This window comes from Tabrizicola aquatica (assembly GCF_002900975.1).
Taxonomy (GTDB): domain Bacteria; phylum Pseudomonadota; class Alphaproteobacteria; order Rhodobacterales; family Rhodobacteraceae; genus Tabrizicola; species Tabrizicola aquatica.
This window is the reverse complement of sequence record NZ_PJON01000001.1, coordinates 418,443-437,968: the sequence shown is the minus strand read 5'-3', so window position 1 is coordinate 437,968 and position 19,526 is coordinate 418,443. Positions and strand designations below refer to the sequence as shown.

General features: G+C 67.5%; 19 protein-coding genes. 14 read left to right on the top strand and 5 right to left on the bottom strand.

What is annotated here, in order from left to right:
• Positions 1-129 precede the first annotated feature (129 nt).
• Positions 130-1,023 carry a phosphoadenosine phosphosulfate reductase gene (locus tag CXR42_RS02080; RefSeq protein ID WP_103255850.1) on the top strand — a complete coding sequence of 298 codons (894 nt, stop codon included), beginning with the start codon at positions 130-132 and terminating at the stop codon, positions 1,021-1,023.
• Between the two features lie 150 nt (positions 1,024-1,173).
• Here the strand turns inward: CXR42_RS02080 and CXR42_RS02075 are convergent, their stop codons facing one another.
• Entirely contained in the window at positions 1,174-1,566 is a 393-nt protein-coding gene (locus tag CXR42_RS02075) for a lysozyme inhibitor LprI family protein (protein WP_103256978.1), read from the bottom strand.
• 88 nt (positions 1,567-1,654) lie between these two features.
• Here CXR42_RS02075 and pyrC point away from each other — a divergent pair, with 88 nt between their 5' ends.
• The 4 genes from pyrC to CXR42_RS02055 all read left to right on the top strand — a co-directional run bounded on the left by pyrC (position 1,655) and on the right by CXR42_RS02055 (position 6,089).
• Entirely contained in the window at positions 1,655-2,695 is a 1,041-nt protein-coding gene (gene pyrC / locus CXR42_RS02070; RefSeq protein ID WP_103255849.1) for a dihydroorotase, read from the top strand.
• A gap of 82 nt (positions 2,696-2,777) precedes the next feature.
• Positions 2,778-3,458 carry an orotate phosphoribosyltransferase gene (locus CXR42_RS02065; RefSeq protein ID WP_103256977.1) on the top strand — a complete coding sequence of 227 codons (681 nt, stop codon included), beginning with the start codon at positions 2,778-2,780 and terminating at the stop codon, positions 3,456-3,458.
• 220 nt (positions 3,459-3,678) lie between these two features.
• Positions 3,679-5,181 (top strand): replicative DNA helicase, encoded by a 1,503-nt coding sequence (locus tag CXR42_RS02060; protein ID WP_103255848.1) that lies wholly within the window; start codon positions 3,679-3,681, stop codon positions 5,179-5,181.
• A 128-nt stretch (positions 5,182-5,309) separates the two neighbouring features.
• Positions 5,310-6,089: an L-fucose dehydrogenase gene (locus CXR42_RS02055; protein WP_103255847.1), complete on the top strand. Its 780-nt coding sequence runs from the start codon at positions 5,310-5,312 to the stop codon at positions 6,087-6,089.
• 39 nt (positions 6,090-6,128) lie between these two features.
• Here CXR42_RS02055 and CXR42_RS02050 read toward each other — a convergent pair whose 3' ends face one another.
• Complete coding sequence (locus CXR42_RS02050) at positions 6,129-8,024, bottom strand: heavy metal translocating P-type ATPase (protein WP_103255846.1); 1,896 nt, start codon at positions 8,022-8,024, stop codon at positions 6,129-6,131.
• Positions 8,025-8,126: 102 nt separating this feature from the next.
• Between CXR42_RS02050 and alr the strand changes: the two genes are divergently transcribed.
• The 9 genes from alr (at position 8,127) to CXR42_RS02005 (ending at position 15,984) form a co-directional block, all read left to right on the top strand.
• Positions 8,127-9,176 (top strand): alanine racemase, encoded by a 1,050-nt coding sequence (gene alr, locus CXR42_RS02045; RefSeq protein WP_103255845.1) that lies wholly within the window; start codon positions 8,127-8,129, stop codon positions 9,174-9,176.
• Entirely contained in the window at positions 9,173-9,949 is a 777-nt protein-coding gene (locus CXR42_RS02040; protein WP_103255844.1) for an MlaE family ABC transporter permease, read from the top strand. Before alr ends, CXR42_RS02040 begins: the two co-directional genes overlap by 4 nt.
• On the top strand, positions 9,946-10,692 hold the full coding sequence (locus tag CXR42_RS02035) for an ABC transporter ATP-binding protein (protein WP_103255843.1): 747 nt from the start codon (positions 9,946-9,948) through the stop codon (positions 10,690-10,692). Before CXR42_RS02040 ends, CXR42_RS02035 begins: the two co-directional genes overlap by 4 nt.
• Before the next feature lie 94 nt (positions 10,693-10,786).
• Complete coding sequence (locus CXR42_RS02030) at positions 10,787-11,212, top strand: paraquat-inducible protein A (protein WP_103256976.1); 426 nt, start codon at positions 10,787-10,789, stop codon at positions 11,210-11,212.
• 100 nt (positions 11,213-11,312) lie between these two features.
• On the top strand, positions 11,313-12,668 hold the full coding sequence (gene radA, locus CXR42_RS02025) for a DNA repair protein RadA (RefSeq protein ID WP_103255842.1): 1,356 nt from the start codon (positions 11,313-11,315) through the stop codon (positions 12,666-12,668).
• Positions 12,669-12,700: 32 nt separating this feature from the next.
• Positions 12,701-13,312, top strand: coding sequence for a CvpA family protein (locus CXR42_RS02020; RefSeq protein WP_103255841.1), 612 nt, complete (start codon positions 12,701-12,703; stop codon positions 13,310-13,312).
• Positions 13,313-13,410: 98 nt separating this feature from the next.
• The gene (gene purF, locus CXR42_RS02015) at positions 13,411-14,874 is read left to right on the top strand and encodes an amidophosphoribosyltransferase (protein WP_103255840.1); all 1,464 of its coding nucleotides are present in this window, start codon (positions 13,411-13,413) and stop codon (positions 14,872-14,874) included.
• Positions 14,871-15,248 carry an iron chaperone gene (locus tag CXR42_RS02010; protein ID WP_103255839.1) on the top strand — a complete coding sequence of 126 codons (378 nt, stop codon included), beginning with the start codon at positions 14,871-14,873 and terminating at the stop codon, positions 15,246-15,248. The genes purF and CXR42_RS02010 overlap by 4 nt, the downstream gene beginning before the upstream one ends.
• A 79-nt stretch (positions 15,249-15,327) precedes the next feature.
• The gene (locus CXR42_RS02005) at positions 15,328-15,984 is read left to right on the top strand and encodes an SDR family NAD(P)-dependent oxidoreductase (protein WP_103255838.1); all 657 of its coding nucleotides are present in this window, start codon (positions 15,328-15,330) and stop codon (positions 15,982-15,984) included.
• 55 nt (positions 15,985-16,039) lie between these two features.
• Here CXR42_RS02005 and CXR42_RS02000 read toward each other — a convergent pair whose 3' ends face one another.
• The 3 genes from CXR42_RS02000 to CXR42_RS01990 are packed head-to-tail and all read right to left on the bottom strand — an operon-like array spanning position 16,040 to position 19,522.
• Positions 16,040-17,146, bottom strand: coding sequence for a cystathionine gamma-lyase (locus tag CXR42_RS02000; protein WP_103255837.1), 1,107 nt, complete (start codon positions 17,144-17,146; stop codon positions 16,040-16,042).
• Positions 17,147-17,148: 2 nt separating this feature from the next.
• Positions 17,149-18,048, bottom strand: a complete 900-nt coding sequence (locus CXR42_RS01995; RefSeq protein ID WP_103255836.1) for an NAD(P)-dependent oxidoreductase — start codon at positions 18,046-18,048, stop codon at positions 17,149-17,151.
• 40 nt (positions 18,049-18,088) lie between these two features.
• On the bottom strand, positions 18,089-19,522 hold the full coding sequence (locus CXR42_RS01990) for an aldehyde dehydrogenase family protein (RefSeq protein ID WP_103255835.1): 1,434 nt from the start codon (positions 19,520-19,522) through the stop codon (positions 18,089-18,091).
• Positions 19,523-19,526: the final 4 nt, after the last annotated feature.

Below are 19,526 nucleotides of genomic sequence, written 5' to 3'. Positions count from 1 at the left end.
GGAAACAGTCTTGCGCGGTTGTTTGCGGCAAACGCGGGCATTTGATCACTCAAAGCCTTGTCGAGACTTGGTTTTCGCCCCATGCTCTAGACAGAAAAGTTCCAGAATTACCCGTGAAAGCCCAACGTCATGCCAGATATCGACGCGCCCCCCGATTGGCAGCGCGCAATGCTTGCGATTGCCGAGGGCGATGGTGACTTCCTGCCATTGGGCGACAAGCATTACGCGTTCTTTGCCGAAGAACGGCCAATCCTGCTGGTGACATTCGAGGATGTCGGAGCGGTGCAGGACCGGGCTGACAATCTGCCGGAGTTCTACCAGATGGCCAAGGCGCGGGGCTGGTCGCTGTTGACCATCCTGGCTGACGGCGAGACCTGGTGGCGCGATCCGGCGGTGTTTCGCTATTTCGACCGGCTGGCCGATGACGGGTTCCTGGAGGATTTCGACCGGGTGATCTTTTACGGCGCCGGGCCGGCGGGCTATGCGGCGGCGGCCTATTCGATCACCGCGCCCGGGGCGGAACTGGTGCTGGTCGCCCCACGCGCCACGCTGGACCCCGCCCTGGCCGGCTGGGACGAACGCCACCGCACCGCGCGCCGGATCAACTTTCGCAGCCGCTATGGCTATGCCCCCGACATGACCGAAAGCGCCTCGCGCGTCTGGCTGATCCACGATCCCCTGCACCGGCCAGATGCGATGCACGCCGCCCTGTTCCAGCGGCCCTGGGTCACGCCCCTGCACGCCCGCCACACCGGCGAGGGGACCGAGGACACGCTGAAGGAAATGCGCATCCTGGACCGGATCCTGGAAGCCGCGATGGAGGGCAAGTTCTCGCCGGCCTATTTCTCGTGGCTCTGGCGCGGGCGGCGGTCGAACGGCAGCTATCTGCGGGCGATCCTGGCGGCAGCCCGGCTGCAGGGCCACCGCCAGCGCGAGATCATGATCTGCCGCTCGGTCACCTCACGGCTAAACGCGCCGCGCTATGCCCGACGGCTGGCCGAACTGACCGGACTGGAGGACTAGCGCCGCAGGGTGGTCTGGTTGACCCTTTCCCTGACGCGGTGTCGCCGCCTTTACTGTCGCGCAGAGGAGATGTCCTGCGCTGACGCATGGGGGAACGCCCAGCCCTTCCGTTCTTTGGGTCCGGGACGGCCCAGCCTGAACGGCGCGTGATCAGCGGTAAGCGTCGACCATGCCGGTAAGGTGGGCGGTGCGCTCTTCGGTCAGGACGCGCATGCAACCATAGACCAGCAGCGGCTCGGCGCTGCCGCCCTTCATCGCATAGCCTTCGGCCGCGCAGGCCTGGTCGCGGAAGGTGATCCAGGCGCGCTGCGCTTCGCGCAGGGCCTCGGCCCCGCCCTGCTCGTCGGCGGGAAGGTTGGCGTCCCAGTCCCGCAACAGGTCCATCGCGTCCTGATAGGCGTCGTTCAACTGCGCATCGGCGGCTTCCCAATCGTCATAGGCGCATTGGTTCAGATCCATCTGCGCCATGGCATCGGCACAGTCGATCTCTTGCGCGGCGGCGGGAAGGGACAGGCAGGCAAGGACGAGGAACGGGCGGAACATGGCGGTCTCCTGATTTGCGGCGATCCTGTCGCAATAGGCCATGCGATGCCACTGGAAACGGGGTCGGGTTTACGTTACCTGCCGGACCATGCTCAGCCTTACCCTACCCCGCCCCGACGACTGGCACCTGCACCTGCGCGATGGCGCGATGCTGCAGGCCGTCCTGCCCGAGACCGCCCGCCATTTCGCGCGGGCGATCATCATGCCGAACCTGGTGCCGCCGGTGGTGACACTGGACGATGCCCGCGCCTACCACGCGCGCATCCTGGCCGCCCTGCCCAAGGGCATGGCTTTCGAGCCACTGATGACGCTGTACCTGACCGAGGGCACCGATCCCGCGGATGTGGAACGCGCCGCGGCCTCGGGCCTGGTGAAGGCGGTAAAGCTGTATCCTGCGGGGGCGACGACGAACTCGCATTCCGGGGTGCGCGACCTGACCAAGGTCATGCCGGTGCTGGAGGTGATGGCGCGGATCGGCCTGCCGCTTTGCACGCACGGCGAGGTGACGGACAGCCACGTGGACATCTTCGACCGCGAGGCGGTGTTCATCGACACGGTCCTTGACCCCTTGCGCCGCCGCCTGCCCGAATTGCGGGTGGTGATGGAGCATATCACGACCGAAGAGGGCGTGGCCTATGCGGCCGAGGGTGGGGACAGTCTGGCGGCAACGATCACCACGCATCACCTGATCATCAACCGCAACCATATCCTCGCGGGCGGGATCAAGCCGCACTACTATTGCCTGCCGGTCGCCAAGCGCGAAAAGCACCGGCTGGCGCTGCGCCGGGCCGCGACCTCTGGCTCGCCCCGGTATTTCCTGGGCACCGACAGCGCGCCGCATGTCGATGCGCTGAAGGAACATGCCTGCGGCTGCGCGGGCTGCTTCACGGCGACCAACACCCTGTCCCTGCTGGCGCATGTGTTCGAGGAAGAGGGCGCTTTGGACCGGCTGGAAGGGTTCGTCTCGCGCCACGGGCCGGCCTTCTATGGCCTGCCGGTGAACGAGGGCACGATCCGGCTGGAAAAGCGGGCGGAGGCCTGCGTCTGGCCCGAGAAGATCCACGCCGACCCCGGCCCCGTCACCGTTTTCCAACCCGGTTTCCCCGTGCATTGGCACGTCGTGACCTGACCGCTCCTCGATGACTTCGTCACTCGTCGCCCGCGAGGAGAAGACGCAGTCGCACGATGAGCCCGCCCGAAAGGACCCCCGCATGATCCCCTCTGCCTTCCCGCCGAAAGAAGAAATCGCCCGCCTGACCGCCCGCGCGCTGTTGGAGATCAAGGCGGTCCACTTCAACGCGGAAACGCCGTTCACGCTGGCCTCCGGCCTGCCCAGCCCGACCTATATCGACTGCCGCAAGCTGATCAGCTACCCGCGCATCCGCTCGACCCTGATGGACTTCCTGTCGGTCACGGTGATGCGCGAGGCGGGGTTCGAGGCCTTCGACAATATCGCCGGCGGCGAGACGGCCGGCATCCCCTTTGCCGCGCTTGTGGCCGAACGGCTGGCCCTGCCGATGACCTATGTGCGCAAAAAGCCAAAGGGCTATGGCCGCAACGCCCGGATCGAGGGCGCGATGACCGAAGGCCAGCGTGTGCTGCTGGTCGAGGACCTGACCACCGATGGCGGCTCGAAACTTTCCTTCGTCGATGCGATCCGCGAGACGGGCGCGACCTGCGGCCATACGGCGGTGATCTTCTACTACGGCATCTTCCCGGACACCGAGGCGAAGCTGGGTGCCCATGGCGTGAAGCTGCATCACCTGTGCACCTGGTGGGACGTCCTGGCCGAGGCGCGGGCGCAGGGGTCATTTGACGAAACGACCCTGGCCGAGGTGGAAAGCTTCCTGCAAGCGCCCCGCGCCTGGCAAGAGGCGCGGAAACCCGCCTGACGCGGCGAGGAATGACGGAAAAGCGGTGGGCAGATCTGTGGGCGGACCTGGGGACAAGTCCCCGCGACTCGATCTGCCCACAGTCGCCGGCCGAAATGTGGTAGGCTGAAGCCGGGACTTCACAACACCAAGCGAGTCGCCCCGCCTTGTCCACAGGGATGTCCCGGGATTGCCGGACCCGCCCCGGATAGGGCAGAGAAGGCGACGGCAGGAGGCAGACATGACCGAGATTACCGCCCTACGTCCCATGGTGCCGGCGCAGGCAGCCCCCGAGACCGAGGTGCTTCCCCATAATATCGAAGCCGAACAACAGCTTCTGGGCGCGATCCTGACCAACAACGAGGTGTTCGACCGCATCTCCAGCCTGGTGAAGGCCGAGCATTTCTTCGACCCCGTCCACCAGCGCATCTTCGAGGTGGCGGCCGCGCGCATCCAGAAGAACGCCCTGGCCTCGCCAGTCACGCTGAAGGCGTTTCTGGAGGATGACGCGGGGCTGCGCGAACTGGGCGGGCCGTCCTACCTGGTGCGGCTGGCGGGGGCGGCGATCTCGGCCTATGCCGCACGGGACTATGCGCAGATGGTCTATGACCTGGCCGTCCGGCGCGAGCTGATCCAGCTTGGCCGCGACATCTCGGCCCAGGCGGCCAAGGTCGAGGTGGCCTCGGAACCCAAGGACCAGATCATCGAGGCCGAACAGCGGCTTTACAAGCTGGGCGAACAGGGCGTTGCGGAACGCGGTTTTCAAAGCTTTCTCAAGGCTGTAACCGACGCAGTGAATGTGGCCAATGCGGCCTACCAGCGCGATGGGGGCCTTGCCGGCATCTCGACCGGCCTCATTGACATGGACAAGAAGCTGGGCGGGCTGCACCCTTCGGACCTGCTGATCCTTGCCGGCCGTCCGTCGATGGGCAAGACCTCGCTGGCGACCAACATCGCCTTCAACATCGCCAAGGCCTACAAGCGCGGCCGCTTGCCGGATGGCGGCGAGGGGGCGGTGGAAGGCGGGGTCGTCGGGTTCTTCAGCCTGGAAATGAGCGCCGAGCAGCTGGCCGCCCGTATCCTGTCAGAGGCGGCCGAAGTGCCCTCGGAACAGATCCGCCGCGGCGACATGACCGAACAGGAATTCCGCCGCTTCGTCGAGGCCGCCAAGGCGCTGGAAGCTTGCCCGCTTTACATCGACGACACCCCCGCCCTGCCGATCAGCCAGGTCGCGGCCCGCGCCCGGCGGTTGAAACGGACGCATGGGCTGGATGTGCTGATCATCGACTACCTGCAGCTTCTGAAAGGGTCGTCCAAGGAAAACCGGGTGCAGGAAGTCAGCGAGATCACCCAAGGGCTGAAGGCCATCGCGAAAGAGCTGAACATCCCGGTCATCGCCCTGTCGCAGCTTAGCCGTGCGGTGGAAAGCCGCGAGGACAAGCGGCCGCAACTCAGCGACCTGCGGGAATCCGGCTCGATCGAGCAGGACGCCGACGTCGTGATGTTCGTCTACCGCGACGAGTACTACAAGGAACGCGAAAAGCCCGGCGATCACGAGCTGGAAAAGATGGCCCAATGGCAGGCGATCATGGAATCGGTGCATGGCAAGGCCGAGGTCATCATCGGCAAGCAGCGCCACGGTCCCATCGGCACGGTGGAACTGTCGTTCGAAGGCCGGTTCACCCGGTTCGGCAACCTGGCCAAGCCATGGCAGGGCTCGGGCGGGCCGGACGTCGGCTTCTGACACCCGGCGCCGCCGCGTCCCGGTTCTTCCCCGGCAGCGCCGCCTGAGGGGCTCGATGCCCCGATGGCGGCCCCCTTTCCAAGCACGGGCGGCTGGGGCAGTCTTGACCGACTGCGCGGGGGCAGGCCATGGATCTGGGGATGAAGGACAAGGTGGTGGTGGTCACCGGCGGCGGGTCGGGGATCGGCGCGGCGATCAGCCTGGCGCTGGCCGAGGAAGGCGCGGTGCCGGTGATCTTCACGCGCCACGCGCCGCCCGACAGTTTCCTGGCAAGGCTGACCGCCCTGCAACCGGAGGCGACCGTGATCCTGGCCGACCTTGCGCGCGACGAGGACTGCCGCCGCGCGGTCGCGATGGCGCGGGGCCGTTTCGGGCGGATCGACGGGCTGGTGAACAACGCGGGCACCAATGACGGGGTGGGGCTTGAGGCCGGGCCCGAGGCGTTTCGCGCCTCGCTGGACCAGAACCTCCTGCATTACTACACGCTGGTGCATCTTCTTTTGGCGGACCTCAAGGCCGCCAGGGGGGCGATCGTCAACATCGCGTCCAAAACCGCGCTGACCGGCCAGGGGTCCACGTCGGCCTATGTCGCGGCAAAGGCGGCGCAACTCGGTCTGACGCGGGAATGGGCGGCAGCACTGGCAGCGGATGGAGTGCGGGTCAACGCGGTGATCCCGGCCGAGGTGATGACGCCGATGTACCGGCAATGGCTGGACAGCTTCGCCGATCCGACCGCGCAAGAGGCGCTGATCACCGCGCGTATCCCGCTGGGCCAGCGAATGACCACGGATGCCGAGATCGCCGCGACGGTGGTGTTCCTGCTGTCGGCGAAGGCCAGCCATACGACCGGCCAATGGCTGTTTGTCGACGGCGGCTATGTGCATCTGGACCGCGCACTGGGTCGCTAGGACGGGTGCGCTGGAAGCACACCCTACGCTGCCGCGCCCTTAGCGCGACCGGATCGGGTCGGCCAACAGGCGCAAGCCGTTCAGCACCACCAAGAGCGTGCCGCCTTCGTGCCCCAGGACCGCCAGCGGCAAGGGCAGTTCGAAGAACAGGCTGCCCACCACCAGCACCAGCATGGCCCCCAGCGCCAGCGTCAGGTTCTGCCGGATGATCCGCGCCGCACGACGGGCCAGAGCCTGCGCGGCGGCCAGCTTCTGCAGGTCCTCGGCCATCAGCGCCACATCGGCGGCCTGCAGCGCGACCTCGCTGCCGGCGACGCCCATCGCCACGCCGACATCGGCCCGTGCCAGCGCCGCGGCATCGTTCACCCCGTCGCCGATGAAGGCGACCCTGCCCCGCTGCGCCGCCTGATCGACCAGTTGCACCTTGTCGGCCGGCAAGAGGCCCGCGTGGATCTCGTCCGCCGCCAGGCCCAGCCGCGCGCCGATGCGCTGCGCCACGGCCGGGCGGTCGCCGGTCATCATCAGGATCGCCGCACCCGAGGCTTTCAACGCCGCCACCGCCCGGGCCGCAGTTTCCCTAGGGGCATCCGCCACGGTCACCGCGCCCAGCACGCGCGGACCGCGCCCGACCAGGACCAACGTTTCGGCCCCGTCAGCCAGGTCTGCCAGAGCATCGGGCAGTTGGCCACCCTGGGCGGCCAGCATCCGGGCATTGCCGGCCCAGACCGGGCCTTCGCCGTCCTGGCCAGTGATCCCCTCGCTGGGATGGGCGCGCATGTCGCGGACCGCGACCGGGGTCAGGCCCCGCGCCACCGCATGGGCGCGGATCGCGGCGGCGATCGGGTGTTCGGACTGCGCCTCCAGCCCGGCGGCCAGTGCCAGGAAACCGGACTCGTCCCTCTCCAGCGCGGTTACGGCGGTGACAACGGCCTGCCCCGTGGTCAGCGTGCCGGTCTTGTCGAAGGCAAAGGTGCGGACCTCGGCCAATGTCTCCAGTGCCGCGCCCCCCTTGAACAGGACCCCGCCCCGCGCCGCCGCCGAGAGCGCCGACAGGATCGCCGCCGGGACCGAGATCACCACCGCGCAGGGGCTGGCCGCGACCAGAAGCGTGGCCGAGCGATAAAGCGCCTCGCCCCCGTCATGGCCCATCGCGCGAAAGCCGAACCAGGACAGGACCGACCCCACTAGCACCAGGATCGTATAACGCTGCCCGAACCAGTCCGAGAACCGCTCGGACGGCGATTTCATCGCCTGCGCCTCGGTCACCAGCTTGATCATCTGGGCCACCGTGCTGGAGGCAAGCGGGCGCAGCACCTCGACCGTCAGGATGCCGTCCAGGTTCACCGTCGCCTCATGCACCGGACTGCCGTGGTCCTTGCGCACGGGCAGCGATTCGCCGGTCACGGTGCTTTCGTCCATGTGCCCGCTGCCCGCCACCACGCGCCCATCGACCGGCACCCGCGCGCCGGGGCGCAGGATCACCCGGTCACCTGGCACCAGGTCGGCGACCGGCACTTCCTCGACCACGCCCCCCGCCCCCTCGCGCAGGGCGGTTTCGGGGCGCAACTGCATCAGCGCCTCGACCGCGCGGCGGGCCTTGCCCATGGCCCGATGCTCCAGCGTCTGCGACAGCGAGAACAGGGCCAGCAGGACCGCCCCCTCCAGCGCCGCGCCGACCGCCGCCGCCGCAAGTGCTGCGACGACCATCAGAAGGTCGATGTCCAGCCGGCGGTCGTGCCACAACTCGTTCAGCGCCGAGCGGGCGGCGGGCAGGCCCCCGGTCAGGAAAGCCAGCCCCAGCGCGGCCCAGGTCAGGCCCGCCGGCAGGGGTTGCACAAAGGCGTCCAGCGTGGCGACGCCCAGCCCGATCCAGCACAGGACCGTCAGCCAGAGATCCGCCGCCTCGTCCGTCGGCGTGTGGTCATGGGTACTCATCCGGCCACCCTTGCGCGGCCGTGGGCCAACCTCAACCCCCGCCGGTGCCGCACCTTTGCTTTTCCCTTGACCACGGCCCGCGCCCGGTCGAAAGAAGCGGCCATGTCGACTGCAACCCTGACGATTGATCTTGATGCGATTGCCGCCAACTGGCGCGCGCTGGACCGCCTGACCGGGCCAGAGGTGCAGACGGCTGCAGTGGTAAAGGCTGATGCCTATGGGCTGGGCGTGACGCGGGTCGCCCGCGCGCTGGCGCAGGCGGGCGCACGCCGGTTCTTCGTCGCCTATGCCGAGGAAGGTGCGGCGGTGCGCCAGGCCCTGGGGCCGGGACCGCAGATCGCGGTCCTGTCGGGGCATATGGCCGGCGACACCGAGATGATCTTCGACCTTGATCTGACGCCGATGCTGAACAGCCTGGACCAGATCACCCGCCATCTGGAATCGCTGCCCGGCCATCCGTTCGGGGTGCAACTGGACACCGGCATGAACCGCCTTGGCGTCGAGATGCTGGAATGGCAGGCCGTGGCCCCCATCCTGGTCGATGCCGGCCCCGAACTGCTGATGAGCCACCTGGCCTGTGCGGACGAACCCGACCATCCCCTGAACGAGGCGCAGTTGCGCGCCTTTCATGCGATGACCGACGGCACCGGCCTGCCGCGCAGCCTGGCGGCCACGGGCGGCATCCTTCTGGGGCCGCGCTATCACTTCGACCTGACCCGCCCCGGCGTCGGGCTTTATGGCGGCCTGCCCCATGCGGCGGCGCATCCCGTGGTCACGCTCTCGCTTCCCGTGATCCAGACCCGCGAGGTCGAGGTGGGCGAGGCCGTGGGTTATGGCTGCACCTGGATTGCGGACAAGCCCTCGATCATCGCCACGGTCTCGGGCGGCTATGCCGACGGACTGCCGCGCACCCTGTCGAACAAGGCGCAGCTTTGGGATGGGGACACGCCCTGCCCGCTGGTCGGTCGCGTCTCGATGGACCTGATCACGGTGGACATCACCCACCTGCCCGAAGTGCCGCGCTTTCTGGACATCCTGGGCCCGCATCAGGGCGTCGACGCCCTGGCCGAGTTTGGTGGCACCATCGGCTACGAGATCCTGACCGGCCTTGGGTCCCGCTATGCCCGCCGCCATCAGGAGGGGGCCGCGTGACGGCGGCGCTTGGCGCCATCGGCCGTCCTGTCCTGCTGGCGCTGGCTTCGGTCGGCCGGGTCGCCCTGTTCGCGGCGCAGGTCATTGCCCATATCCTGCGCCCGCCCTTCTACCTGCGCGAATTGGGCCATGCGATCCTGCAGATCGGCTGGTTCTCGCTGCCCGTGGTCGCGCTGACCGCAATCTTCACTGGCGGCGCCCTCGCCTTGCAGATCTATGCCGGCGGCAGCCGCTTCAACGCGGAAACCGTGGTCCCCTCGATCGTCGCCATCGGCATCACCCGCGAGCTTGGTCCCGTCCTTGGCGGGCTGATGGTGGCCGCACGGGTCGCAAGCTCCATCGCGGCCGAGATCGGCACGATGAAGGTGACCGAGCAGATCGACGCGCTGGTGACCCTTTCGACCAACCCCTTGAAATACCTGGCCGTGCCCCGCGTCCTGGCCGCGACCCTGTCGATGCCGGTCCTGGTCGCGGTGGGCGATGCCATCGGGATCATGGGCGGCTGGCTGGTCGGGATCACGCGGCTGGACTTCAACTCGGCCGTCTATCTGAAGAACACCGTGGATTTCCTGGAAGGCTGGGACGTTGGCTCGGGTCTGGTCAAGGGCGCGGTCTTTGGCTTCATCGTGGCGCTGATGGGCTGCTATCACGGCATGACCTCGGCCCGGGGCGCGCAGGGCGTGGGGGCGGCGACCAAGGCGGCGGTGGTCTCGGCCAGCGTGCTGATCCTTGCGTCGAACTATGTCCTGACCGAGGTGTTCTTCACCTCATGATCGAACTTTCGGGCGTCCATAAGCGGTTCGGCGAGAACCGGGTGCTGCAGGGGGTGGACCTGACGGTGGCCTCGGGCACCTCGATGGTGATCATCGGCGGGTCGGGGACGGGCAAGTCGGTCCTGCTGAAATGCATTCTGGGGCTGGTCCGCCCGAATTCCGGCACGATCACGCTGGACGGCCAGGACGTGACGAAAGCCGACCGCGACGCCTTTCTGGCCCGGTTCGGGATGCTGTTCCAGGGCGGGGCCCTCTTCGATTCGCTGAAGGTCTGGGAAAACGTCGCCTTCCGCCTGGTCCGGGGGGCAAAGCCGCTGCCGAAACCCCAGGCGCGCGAGATTGCCATCGAGAAACTGCGCCGCGTCGGGTTGAAACCCGAGACCGCCGACCTTTTCCCCGCCGAGCTTTCGGGCGGGATGCAGAAACGTGTCGGCCTCGCCCGCGCCATCGCGGCGAACCCCGAGATCATCTTCTTCGACGAACCCACCACCGGCCTTGACCCGATCATGGCCGGCGTGATCAACGCCCTGATCCGCGAGATCGTGACCGAGATGGGGGCCACGGCCATGACCATCACCCACGACATGTCCTCGGTCCGCGCGATTGCGGACAACGTGGCGATGCTGCATGGCGGCGTGATCCGCTGGACCGGCCCGGTCAGTGAATTGGACGCCACGCCGGATCCTTACGTGCAACAGTTCATCCATGGTCGCGCCGAAGGGCCGATCGCTGCTATCCGCTGACGCCGCCAGCCGCTTTCCCTTCCTGAAATATCCCACGGGAGGTCTGGAGGGTGTGAAACCCTCCAGTCCCGCCCTCAGCCACCAGGGCCGCAAGATGAAATTCCTGAACCTCGCCCTCCTGATCCTCTTCCCCCTCGCCTGGTTCGCGCCCCTGCTGCGGGCCGCCCTGTTGCCGATCTTCGGGATGGACGAGATCAGTGTGATCACCGGCCTGCAGGCGCTGTGGGAGACGGACCCGGCGCTGGCGCTGCTTGTCACCTTCCTGGCGATCTTCGCGCCCTATGCCAAGACCATCGGCCTTGCGCTTCTGCACTGGAACCTCCTCTCCCCCCGCACCCTTCCGGCGCTGGAGCTTCTGGGGAAGCTGGCGATGGCCGACATCTTCCTGATCGCGCTTTACATCGTGATCGTGAAGGGCGCGGGCATGGTCACGATCGAGACCGCCTGGGGGCTGTATCTGTTCAGCGGCTGCATCCTGGCGCAGGTCCTGATCTCGTGGAAATCAAAGCCCGCCGGCTGATCGGCGCCAAATTCCTTCGAAGGAATTTGCAAGGGTTTTCGAAAACCCTTGGCCCCCGCACAAGCTTGCGGTCCAAGGGCAAACGGGGCAGGGTCGCGCCATGAAACAGACGGCCTCCTTCACCTGCACCGCCTGCGGCGCCTCTTACCGGAAATGGGCGGGCAAATGCGATGCCTGCGGCGGCTGGAATACCATCGTGGAAGAGGCCCCGCTGTCCACTGGCCCCAAGGCCCTTGGCGCCAAGGGCCGCACGATCCCGCTGACCGACCTTGCGACCGAAGAGGCGGCCCCGCCCCGCGCCTCGTCTGGCATCGACGAGTTGGACCGGGTGCTGGGCGGCGGTCTGGTGCCGGCCTCGGCGATCCTGGTGGGCGGCGATCCGGGGATCGGGAAATCGACGCTTCTGTTGCAGGCTGCGGCAAGCTTCGCCCGCAAGGGTCTGAAATGCCTCTATATCTCGGGCGAGGAAGCCAGCGCCCAGGTGCGGATGCGTGCCCAACGCCTGGGGTTGACGGATGCCTCGGTCCAATTGGGCGCCGAGACCAACCTGCGCGACATCCTGACCACGCTGGACGCCGAACGCCCCGCCCTGGCGGTAATCGACTCGATCCAGACCATGTGGCTGGACTCTGTCGAGGCCGCGCCCGGCAGCGTCAGCCAGGTCCGCGCCGCCGCGCATGAACTTGTCACCTTCGCCAAGCGGCGCGGGGTCGCGATCATCCTGGTCGGCCATGTCACCAAGGACGGCCAGATTGCCGGGCCGCGCGTGGTCGAGCATATGGTCGACACCGTCCTTTATTTCGAGGGCGAGCGGGGCCACCAGTTCCGCATCCTGCGCGCGGTTAAGAACCGCTTCGGCCCGGCCGACGAGATCGGAGTGTTCGAGATGACCGGCGGCGGCCTTGCCCAGGTCCCGAACCCCTCGGCCCTGTTCCTGGCCAACCGCGACCAGCCCGCCCCCGGATCGGCGGTCTTTGCCGGGATCGAGGGCACGCGCCCGGTCCTGACCGAGATTCAGGCGCTTGTCGCCCCCTCTACCCTGGCCAGCCCGCGGCGCACGGTCGTCGGGCTGGATTCCGGCCGCGTCTCGACCATCCTGGCCGTGCTGGAGGCGCGCTGCGGCATCCCCTTTGCGGGCCTCGACGTGTTCCTGAACGTCGCCGGTGGCCTGCGCGTGAACGAGCCTGCGGCCGACCTGGCCGTCGCCGGCGCGCTTCTGTCGGCGCGCGAGGATGTGGCAATACCGCCCGAGATGGTGCTTTTCGGCGAAATCAGCCTTTCCGGCGCGCTGCGGCCAGTCGGACAGACCGAAAACAGGTTGAAAGAAGCGTCGAAACTTGGTTTCTCACTGGCAACCCTGCCCTCGGGGTCCAAGATCGAGGGGGCGGCCGGCATGACGGTGCGGCAGATGCCGGACCTGACGGCCTTTGTGGGCGAAATGTTCGGGGCAGGATAAGCCCTTGCGAAAAAAGGGAATGGGGACAGAAGATGGAAAACCTGACCGCGGTTGACGGTGGTGCGGCGCTGATCATCCTTGTCTCGGCGATCCTCGCCTTCTCGCGCGGTCTGGTGCGCGAGTTGATGTCGATCCTGGGCTGGATCGGTGCGGCCATCGCCGCCTACTACTTCGCCCCGGGCGTCCAGCCCCTGGTGAAAGAGCTTCCCGTGGTGGGTGAGTTCCTGTCCGACAGTTGCGAACTGTCGGTCGTCGCGGCCTTTGCCGGGGTTTTTGTCGTCGGCCTGATCGTCGCCGCGCTGTTCACCCCGCTCTTTGCCGGGGCGGTGCAACGCTCGGCCCTGGGCGGGATCGACCAGGCGCTTGGCTTCCTGTTCGGCGTGGCGCGCGGCGTGTTGCTTATTGCCATCGGCTTCATCGTCTATGACCGCGTCCTGGCCGACCAGGCGATCCCGATGGTCGACGAAAGCCGCACCGCGCTGGTTTTCGCCAACTTCCAGGCCCAGATCGACGAAAGCATCCCGACCGATGCGCCGGGCTGGATCGTCGACCGCTACAACGAGCTGACGAATGTCTGCGCCACCGGTACCGCACCCGAGCCGGTGACCCCCGCCGCGCCTGCCGCTCCGGCCACGAACGGGTGATCGGCAGTCCTTCCGGCGTTTCAGGGCGTGACAGCCCCGCGCGGCTGCCGTAAAGGACCGGCAACCGCGCAACGCACGCCCAAGACAGGAATCGGACGATGACTCCTTTCCGCTCGCACCCCTTCGATGACGACAAGCTGAAGGAGGAATGCGGGATCTTCGGCGTGGTCGGCGTGGCCGACGCGTCGAACTTCGTCGCCCTTGGCCTGCATGCCCTGCAGCACCGCGGGCAAGAGGCAGGCGGCATCGTCAGCTATCACCCCGACCACGGCTTCAACTCGGCCCGCCGCTTCGGCTATGTCCGCGACAATTTCACCAAACCCGATGTGATGGACACCCTGCCCGGCCAACTGGCCATCGGGCATGTCCGCTATTCCACCGCCGGGTCCAAGGGTGCGACCGCGATCCGCGACGTGCAGCCCTTCTTCGGCGAATTCTCGATGGGCGGCTGCGCCATCGCGCACAACGGCAACCTGACCAACGCCGCCGCCCTGCGGCGCGAACTGATCGAGCGCGGGTCGATCTTCCAATCCTCGTCCGATAGCGAGTGCATCATCCACCTGATGGCGCGCTCGATCCAGCAGAACCTGTCCGAACGGATCAAGGACGCGCTGCGCCGCGTCGAGGGCGCGTTCAGCGTCGTCGCCATGACCCGCACCAAGCTGATCGGCGTCCGCGACCCCCTGGGCGTCCGGCCCCTGGTCCTTGGCCGGATCGGCGACCACGGCTGGGCGCTGTCGTCGGAAACCTGCGCGCTGGACATCATCGGTGCCGATTTCGTCCGCGAGATCGAGCCGGGCGAGATGGTGGTGATCGAAGGCAACAAGGTGAACTCCACCCGGCCCTTCACCCCGGCCAAATCGCGCTTCTGCATCTTCGAGAACGTCTATTTCAGCCGCCCCGACAGCATCATCGGCGGCCGTTCCGTCTATGAAACCCGCCGCCAGATCGGCGTGGAACTGGCGCGCGAAGCCCCGGTGGATGCCGACCTCGTCTGCCCCGTCCCCGATTCAGGCACGCCTGCCGCCATCGGCTACAGCCAGGAAAGCGGCATCCCCTATGCGATGGGGATCATCCGCAACCAGTACATGGGCCGCACCTTCATCGAGCCGACCGACCAGATCCGCAACATGGGCGTGCGGCTGAAGCTGAACGTCAACCGCGCGCTGATCAAGGGCAAGCGGGTGATCCTGGTCGACGATTCGGTCGTGCGCGGCACCACCAGCCGCAAGATCAAGGACATGATCCTTGAGGCGGGCGCCGCCGAGGTCCACTTCCGCATCGCCTCGCCTCCCACCGCCTGGCCCTGCTTCTACGGTGTCGACACGCCGGAACGATCGAAGCTCCTGGCCGCGACGATGTCCGAGGACGAGATGCGCGACTGGATCGGCGTCGACAGCCTGAAGTTCATCTCGCTGGACGGCCTCTACCGCGCAGCGGGCGAAGCGGCGGGCCGCGACCCGGCCAGCCCCAAGTTCTGCGACGCCTGTTTCTCGGGTGACTACCCGGTGGCCCCCTCGGACAAGATCGAGGAAGGGTTCGAGATGAAGGCGGCCGAGTGAGCGCCGATCCTGCATCGGTCGACGCCTACATCACCGCCCTGCCCGACGACCAGCGCGCCGCGCTGACCGACCTTCGTTCCCGGTTGCGCGCGCTTCTCCCCGACCATTCAGAGGTCATGTCCTACGCCATGCCCGGCTTCCGCCAGCCGGGGCCGAAGGGCCGCATGGTTGTGGGCTACGCGGCCTTTGCGAAACACCTCGGTCTCTACCCCCATTCCGGCAGCGTCATCCCGCAGATCGACTGCACTCCGTTCAAGACCTCGAAATCCGGCGTCCTATTTACCCCTGATACACCGCTCCCCAATGCGCTCCTTAGGCAGATCATCGAAACACGCCAGACCGAACTCACTGCGGGCTATGGTCGCAAGGCTTGAACAGTACTTCCCCTTGCCCTTTCATCTTTGCCCAAATATCCCCGCCGGAGGCTCCGCCGCCTGCCAGAAGGACTGACCCATGAACGACAAGATCGCCCTCGTCACAGGGGCCTCGCGTGGCCTCGGCGCCGCATTGGCCGAACAGCTTGCCCTGCGCGGCTGGCATGTGGTCGCCGTGGCCCGCACCGTCGGCGGGTTGGAAGAGCTGGACGACCGGGTGAAACGCGCCGGGCTTCCGGGCGCGGGCGGCCTGACGCTGGCGCCGATGGACGTGACCAACGACGACGCGATGCGGCACCTGTGCCGCAGCATCCATGACCGCTGGGGCGGGCTGGGCCTCTGGGTTCATGCGGCGATCCACGCCGCCCCGCTGGCCCCGGCCGGGCACCTGGACCAGAAGGACTGGGACAAGTCGCTGGCGACCAATGCCCGCGCCACCGGCATGCTGATCCCGATGGTCGAACCCCTGCTGCGTGCCCATCAGGGCACCGCCCTGTTCCTGGACGATCCGCGCGCGGGGCAAATGTTCTTCGGCGCCTACGGGTCCACCAAAGCCGCCCAAATGGCGCTGGCGCGCAGCTGGCAGGCCGAGACGGCCAAGCACGGACCGCGCGTGATGATCGCCACGCCAGAGGCCCTGCCCACCGCCACCCGGGCGCGGTTCTTCCCAGGCGAGGACCGCAGCAAGCTGGCCGATGTGCAGGCCGAAGCGGCGCGGATCCTGAACGACCTATAAGCCGGGACCAAATTCCTTCGAAGGAATTTGCAAAACTTTTCGAAAAGTTTTGTCCCTACCCAGCCAGCGCGCCCTCGATCCCGCGCCACAACTCCTCGACCGGCTCGATCCCGACCGACAGCCGCAGGAACCCCTCCGGCACGGCATCGCCCCAGCGCGCCCGCCGCTCGGCCGAGGAATGGGTCGCCCCGAAACTGGTGGACTGCGCCAGATAGGGACAGGCCGACAGGAACCGCTCGGCCACGCCGGCATCTGCCAGGGTAAACCCGATCAGAAAACCGCCATTGGCCATCTGTCCCCCGACCATCCGGTGCGAGGGATCGCCCGGCAGCCCCGGATAGCGCAGGTCGCGCACCGCCCCATGCGCCGCCAGCCGTTCAGCGATGAACCGGGCGCTTGCGCACATCCGCTCCAGCCGCAGTTCCAGCGTCTCCAGTCCCCGGTGCAGAAGCCAGGCCTCGAACGGGCCCAGCGTCGCGCCGGAAAGCCGCCGCCAATCGCGCACCCGCGCCATCAGCGCGGCATCGCGGCCCGCGACATGGCCCGCCAGCAGGTCGGAATGGCCCCCCGGCGCCTTGGTGTCGGCGGCCACCACCAGGTCCGCGCCCAGATCGAGCGGGCGCTGCAGGAAGGGGGTCATCGTGGTGTTGTCGACCACCACCCGCGCGCCCGCCGCCCTGGCCCGCGCCGCGATGGCCGCGATGTCGCAGACATCAAGCCCGGGGTTCGACGGCGTCTCGATATAGACCAGCGCCGCCCCGCCCAGGTCGGCCGAGTCATAGTCCCGCGTCGCCAGCATCTGCGCCTCGACGCCGAGCCCCGCCAGGAACTCGGTCGCCAGCACCCGGGTCACATAATAGCCATCGGCGGGCAGGATCACCCGGTCGCCGGCCTTCAGGCAGGCAAAGAGCGCCGCCGCGATCGCCGCCATGCCCGAGGGGAAGACGACCGTCTCTGCCTCTTCCAGAAGCGACAGTTGCGCCTCCAATTCGGTCCAGCCGGGCGTGCCGGCGCGGGAATAGCCATTGGCCCCGGTGCCGTTCGCGGGCAGATGAAAGGTGGTCGCGGGCACGATGGGCGGCGCGATGGGCTCGCCGGGGGTCAGGCCGGCCTTGCGGTGGTGCAGAAGTTGCGCGGCGCGGCGGGCGTTGGCGTCGGTCATGGTCACTCCAGCCGGGCGGGGAAGCCAGCGGCGCGAAGGTCGGTGCCCAGAAGGTCCTCCAGCAGCTTGGCGATCATCGGCGACTGCGCCTCGCCGCCAAAGGCCGCCTTCGCCGCGATATAGGTCTGGTTCGTGATCGAGGCGAGGTCCAGCGGCACGCCGAATTCCTTGCCGAAGCCCAGGGCAAAGCCCAGGTCCTTCAGCGCCAGGTCGACCGAGAAGGCGATGTCGTAGGACCCGTTCAGGATCAGCGCGCCTTCGGTTTCATGCACGAAGCTGTTGCCGGAACTGGCCTGGATCGCATGCCAGGCCTGCCCCAGGTCCAGCCCGCCGCGCTTGGCCAGCATCAGCGCCTCGGAGGTGGCTTTAAGATGGATGAAGGCCAGCATGTTGGTGATGACCTTGATGATCGCCGCCGACCCCAGGGGGCCCATATGGAACATCCGGTTGCCGATCACCGACAGCGCCGGGCGGTGCAGGTCGATCAGGTCCTGGTCCCCGCCCAGAAGCACCGTGATCTCGCCCCGCGCCGCCAGATGGACCCCGCCGGTCACCGGGGCCTCCAGCAGCCTGATCTTGCCGGTCCGCGCCAACCCTGCCAGCCGCAGCACATCTTCCCGCGACAGGGTAGAGTTCTCGATCCAGGTCGCGCCGGGTTTCAGCCCGGTCATCAACTCGGCCAGCACCGCCTCCGAGACAGCGGGGCTGGGCAGGCAGGTAAAGACATGATCCACCGCCTCGGCCAGGGCCGAGACCGAGGCGGCGACGGTGGCCCCCATCTCCCGATGCCGCTCGGCCAGGGCGGGGTTGCGGTCATAGACCGTGACCTGATGGCCCGCCTTCAGAAGGCTGGCCGCGATGTGGCCGCCCAGATTGCCCAGGCCGATGTATCCGTAACGCATGATCCCCCCGTGAACGATTTTTCTGCGAAAAATCGGTCTCTTACGCCTCGCCGTAGCCGACGATGCCCTTCACTTCGCAAAAGTCGTGGATGCCCCAGTCGGCATACTCGCGACCGTTGCCCGACTGCTTGTAGCCGCCGAAGGGGGCCGAGGTGTCCCAGTCCGGGTAGTTCAGGTTCACCGTCCCCGCGCGCAGGCGGCGGGCCACGGGTTTGGCATCCTCGACCGGGCCGGCGATATAGGCGGCCAGGCCATAGACCGTGTCGTTGGCTTGGGCGATCGCATCCTCGATGCTGTCATAGGGCTGGATCGCCAGCACTGGGCCGAAGATCTCTTCCTTGGAAATGGTCATGCTGTTGACCACGTCGCCAAAGACCGTGGGCCGCACGAACCAGCCGCGGTTCAGGTCGGCAGGCCGGCCCACCCCGCCGGTGACCAGCGTCGCGCCCTCGTCGATCCCGGCCTGGATCAGGCGCTGCACCTTGTCGAACTGCAGCTTCGAGATCAGCGGCCCCATTTCGGTGCCCTCGTCGCGCGGATCGCCGACCTTGATCTTGTCGGCGGCCTCCTTCGCGGCGGCCAGCGCCTCGGCCTGGCGGGCGCGGGGGACCAGCATCCGGGTCGGCGCGTCGCAGGACTGGCCGGTGTTCGACATGACCGCGGTGACGCCGGCGGCCACCGCCTCGGCGATGTTGGCGTTGGGCAGGATGATGTTGGGGGACTTGCCGCCCAGTTCCTGCGCCACGCGCTTCACCGTCGGCGCGGCGGCGGCGGCAATCGCGGTCCCGGCGCGGGTCGAGCCGGTGAAGCTGACCATATCCACCTCGGGATGTTCCGACATGCGCGCGCCAACCTCGGGGCCGGCGCCGTGGACCAGGTTGAACACCCCCGCCGGCACCCCTGCGTCATGGCAGACCTGCGCGAAGAGCGTGCCCGACAGCGGCGCGATTTCCGACGGTTTCAGCACCATGGTGCAGCCCGCGATCAGCGCCGGGGCGACCTTGCAGGCGATCTGGTTCATCGGCCAGTTCCACGGCGTGATCAAGGAGCAGACGCCGATCCCCTCATGCACGATCCGGGTGGTGCCGCGGCTGTATTCCCAGGCAAACTCCTCGCCCGCCTTGATCGTCGCCTCGAAATGGACCTGGCCGGCCCAGGCTTGGGCGTTGCGCGCCCAGGTGATCGGCGCGCCCATTTCGGTCGACATGACCTGGGCAAAGTCCTCGTACCGTTCGTTGTAGATTTCCAGGATCCGCTTCACCACCGCGATGCGCTCGGCCGCGGGGCGGTAGGTCCAGCCGTCGAACGCCGCACGCGCCGCCAGGATCGCGCGGTCGGCGTCCTGAGCATTGCCCATGGCAACTTCGCAGACGATTTCCTCGGTGGCGGGGTTCTCGACGCCCATCCGGTTTTGCGAGATCGGGTCGACCCACTGACCATTGATGTAGAATTTCAGCATGTTGGCGGGGATCATTGCG

Coding starts and splice junctions, on each gene's coding strand:
- CXR42_RS02080 (WP_103255850.1), top strand. CDS start 130: ATGCCAGATATCGACGCGCCCCCCGATTGGCAGCGCGCAATGCTTGCG.
- CXR42_RS02075 (WP_103256978.1), bottom strand. CDS start 1,566: ATGTTCCGCCCGTTCCTCGTCCTTGCCTGCCTGTCCCTTCCCGCCGCC.
- pyrC (WP_103255849.1), top strand. CDS start 1,655: ATGCTCAGCCTTACCCTACCCCGCCCCGACGACTGGCACCTGCACCTG.
- CXR42_RS02065 (WP_103256977.1), top strand. CDS start 2,778: ATGATCCCCTCTGCCTTCCCGCCGAAAGAAGAAATCGCCCGCCTGACC.
- CXR42_RS02060 (WP_103255848.1), top strand. CDS start 3,679: ATGACCGAGATTACCGCCCTACGTCCCATGGTGCCGGCGCAGGCAGCC.
- CXR42_RS02055 (WP_103255847.1), top strand. CDS start 5,310: ATGGATCTGGGGATGAAGGACAAGGTGGTGGTGGTCACCGGCGGCGGG.
- CXR42_RS02050 (WP_103255846.1), bottom strand. CDS start 8,024: ATGAGTACCCATGACCACACGCCGACGGACGAGGCGGCGGATCTCTGG.
- alr (WP_103255845.1), top strand. CDS start 8,127: ATGTCGACTGCAACCCTGACGATTGATCTTGATGCGATTGCCGCCAAC.
- CXR42_RS02035 (WP_103255843.1), top strand. CDS start 9,946: ATGATCGAACTTTCGGGCGTCCATAAGCGGTTCGGCGAGAACCGGGTG.
- CXR42_RS02030 (WP_103256976.1), top strand. CDS start 10,787: ATGAAATTCCTGAACCTCGCCCTCCTGATCCTCTTCCCCCTCGCCTGG.
- radA (WP_103255842.1), top strand. CDS start 11,313: ATGAAACAGACGGCCTCCTTCACCTGCACCGCCTGCGGCGCCTCTTAC.
- CXR42_RS02020 (WP_103255841.1), top strand. CDS start 12,701: ATGGAAAACCTGACCGCGGTTGACGGTGGTGCGGCGCTGATCATCCTT.
- purF (WP_103255840.1), top strand. CDS start 13,411: ATGACTCCTTTCCGCTCGCACCCCTTCGATGACGACAAGCTGAAGGAG.
- CXR42_RS02005 (WP_103255838.1), top strand. CDS start 15,328: ATGAACGACAAGATCGCCCTCGTCACAGGGGCCTCGCGTGGCCTCGGC.
- CXR42_RS02000 (WP_103255837.1), bottom strand. CDS start 17,146: ATGACCGACGCCAACGCCCGCCGCGCCGCGCAACTTCTGCACCACCGC.
- CXR42_RS01995 (WP_103255836.1), bottom strand. CDS start 18,048: ATGCGTTACGGATACATCGGCCTGGGCAATCTGGGCGGCCACATCGCG.
- CXR42_RS01990 (WP_103255835.1), bottom strand. CDS start 19,522: ATGATCCCCGCCAACATGCTGAAATTCTACATCAATGGTCAGTGGGTC.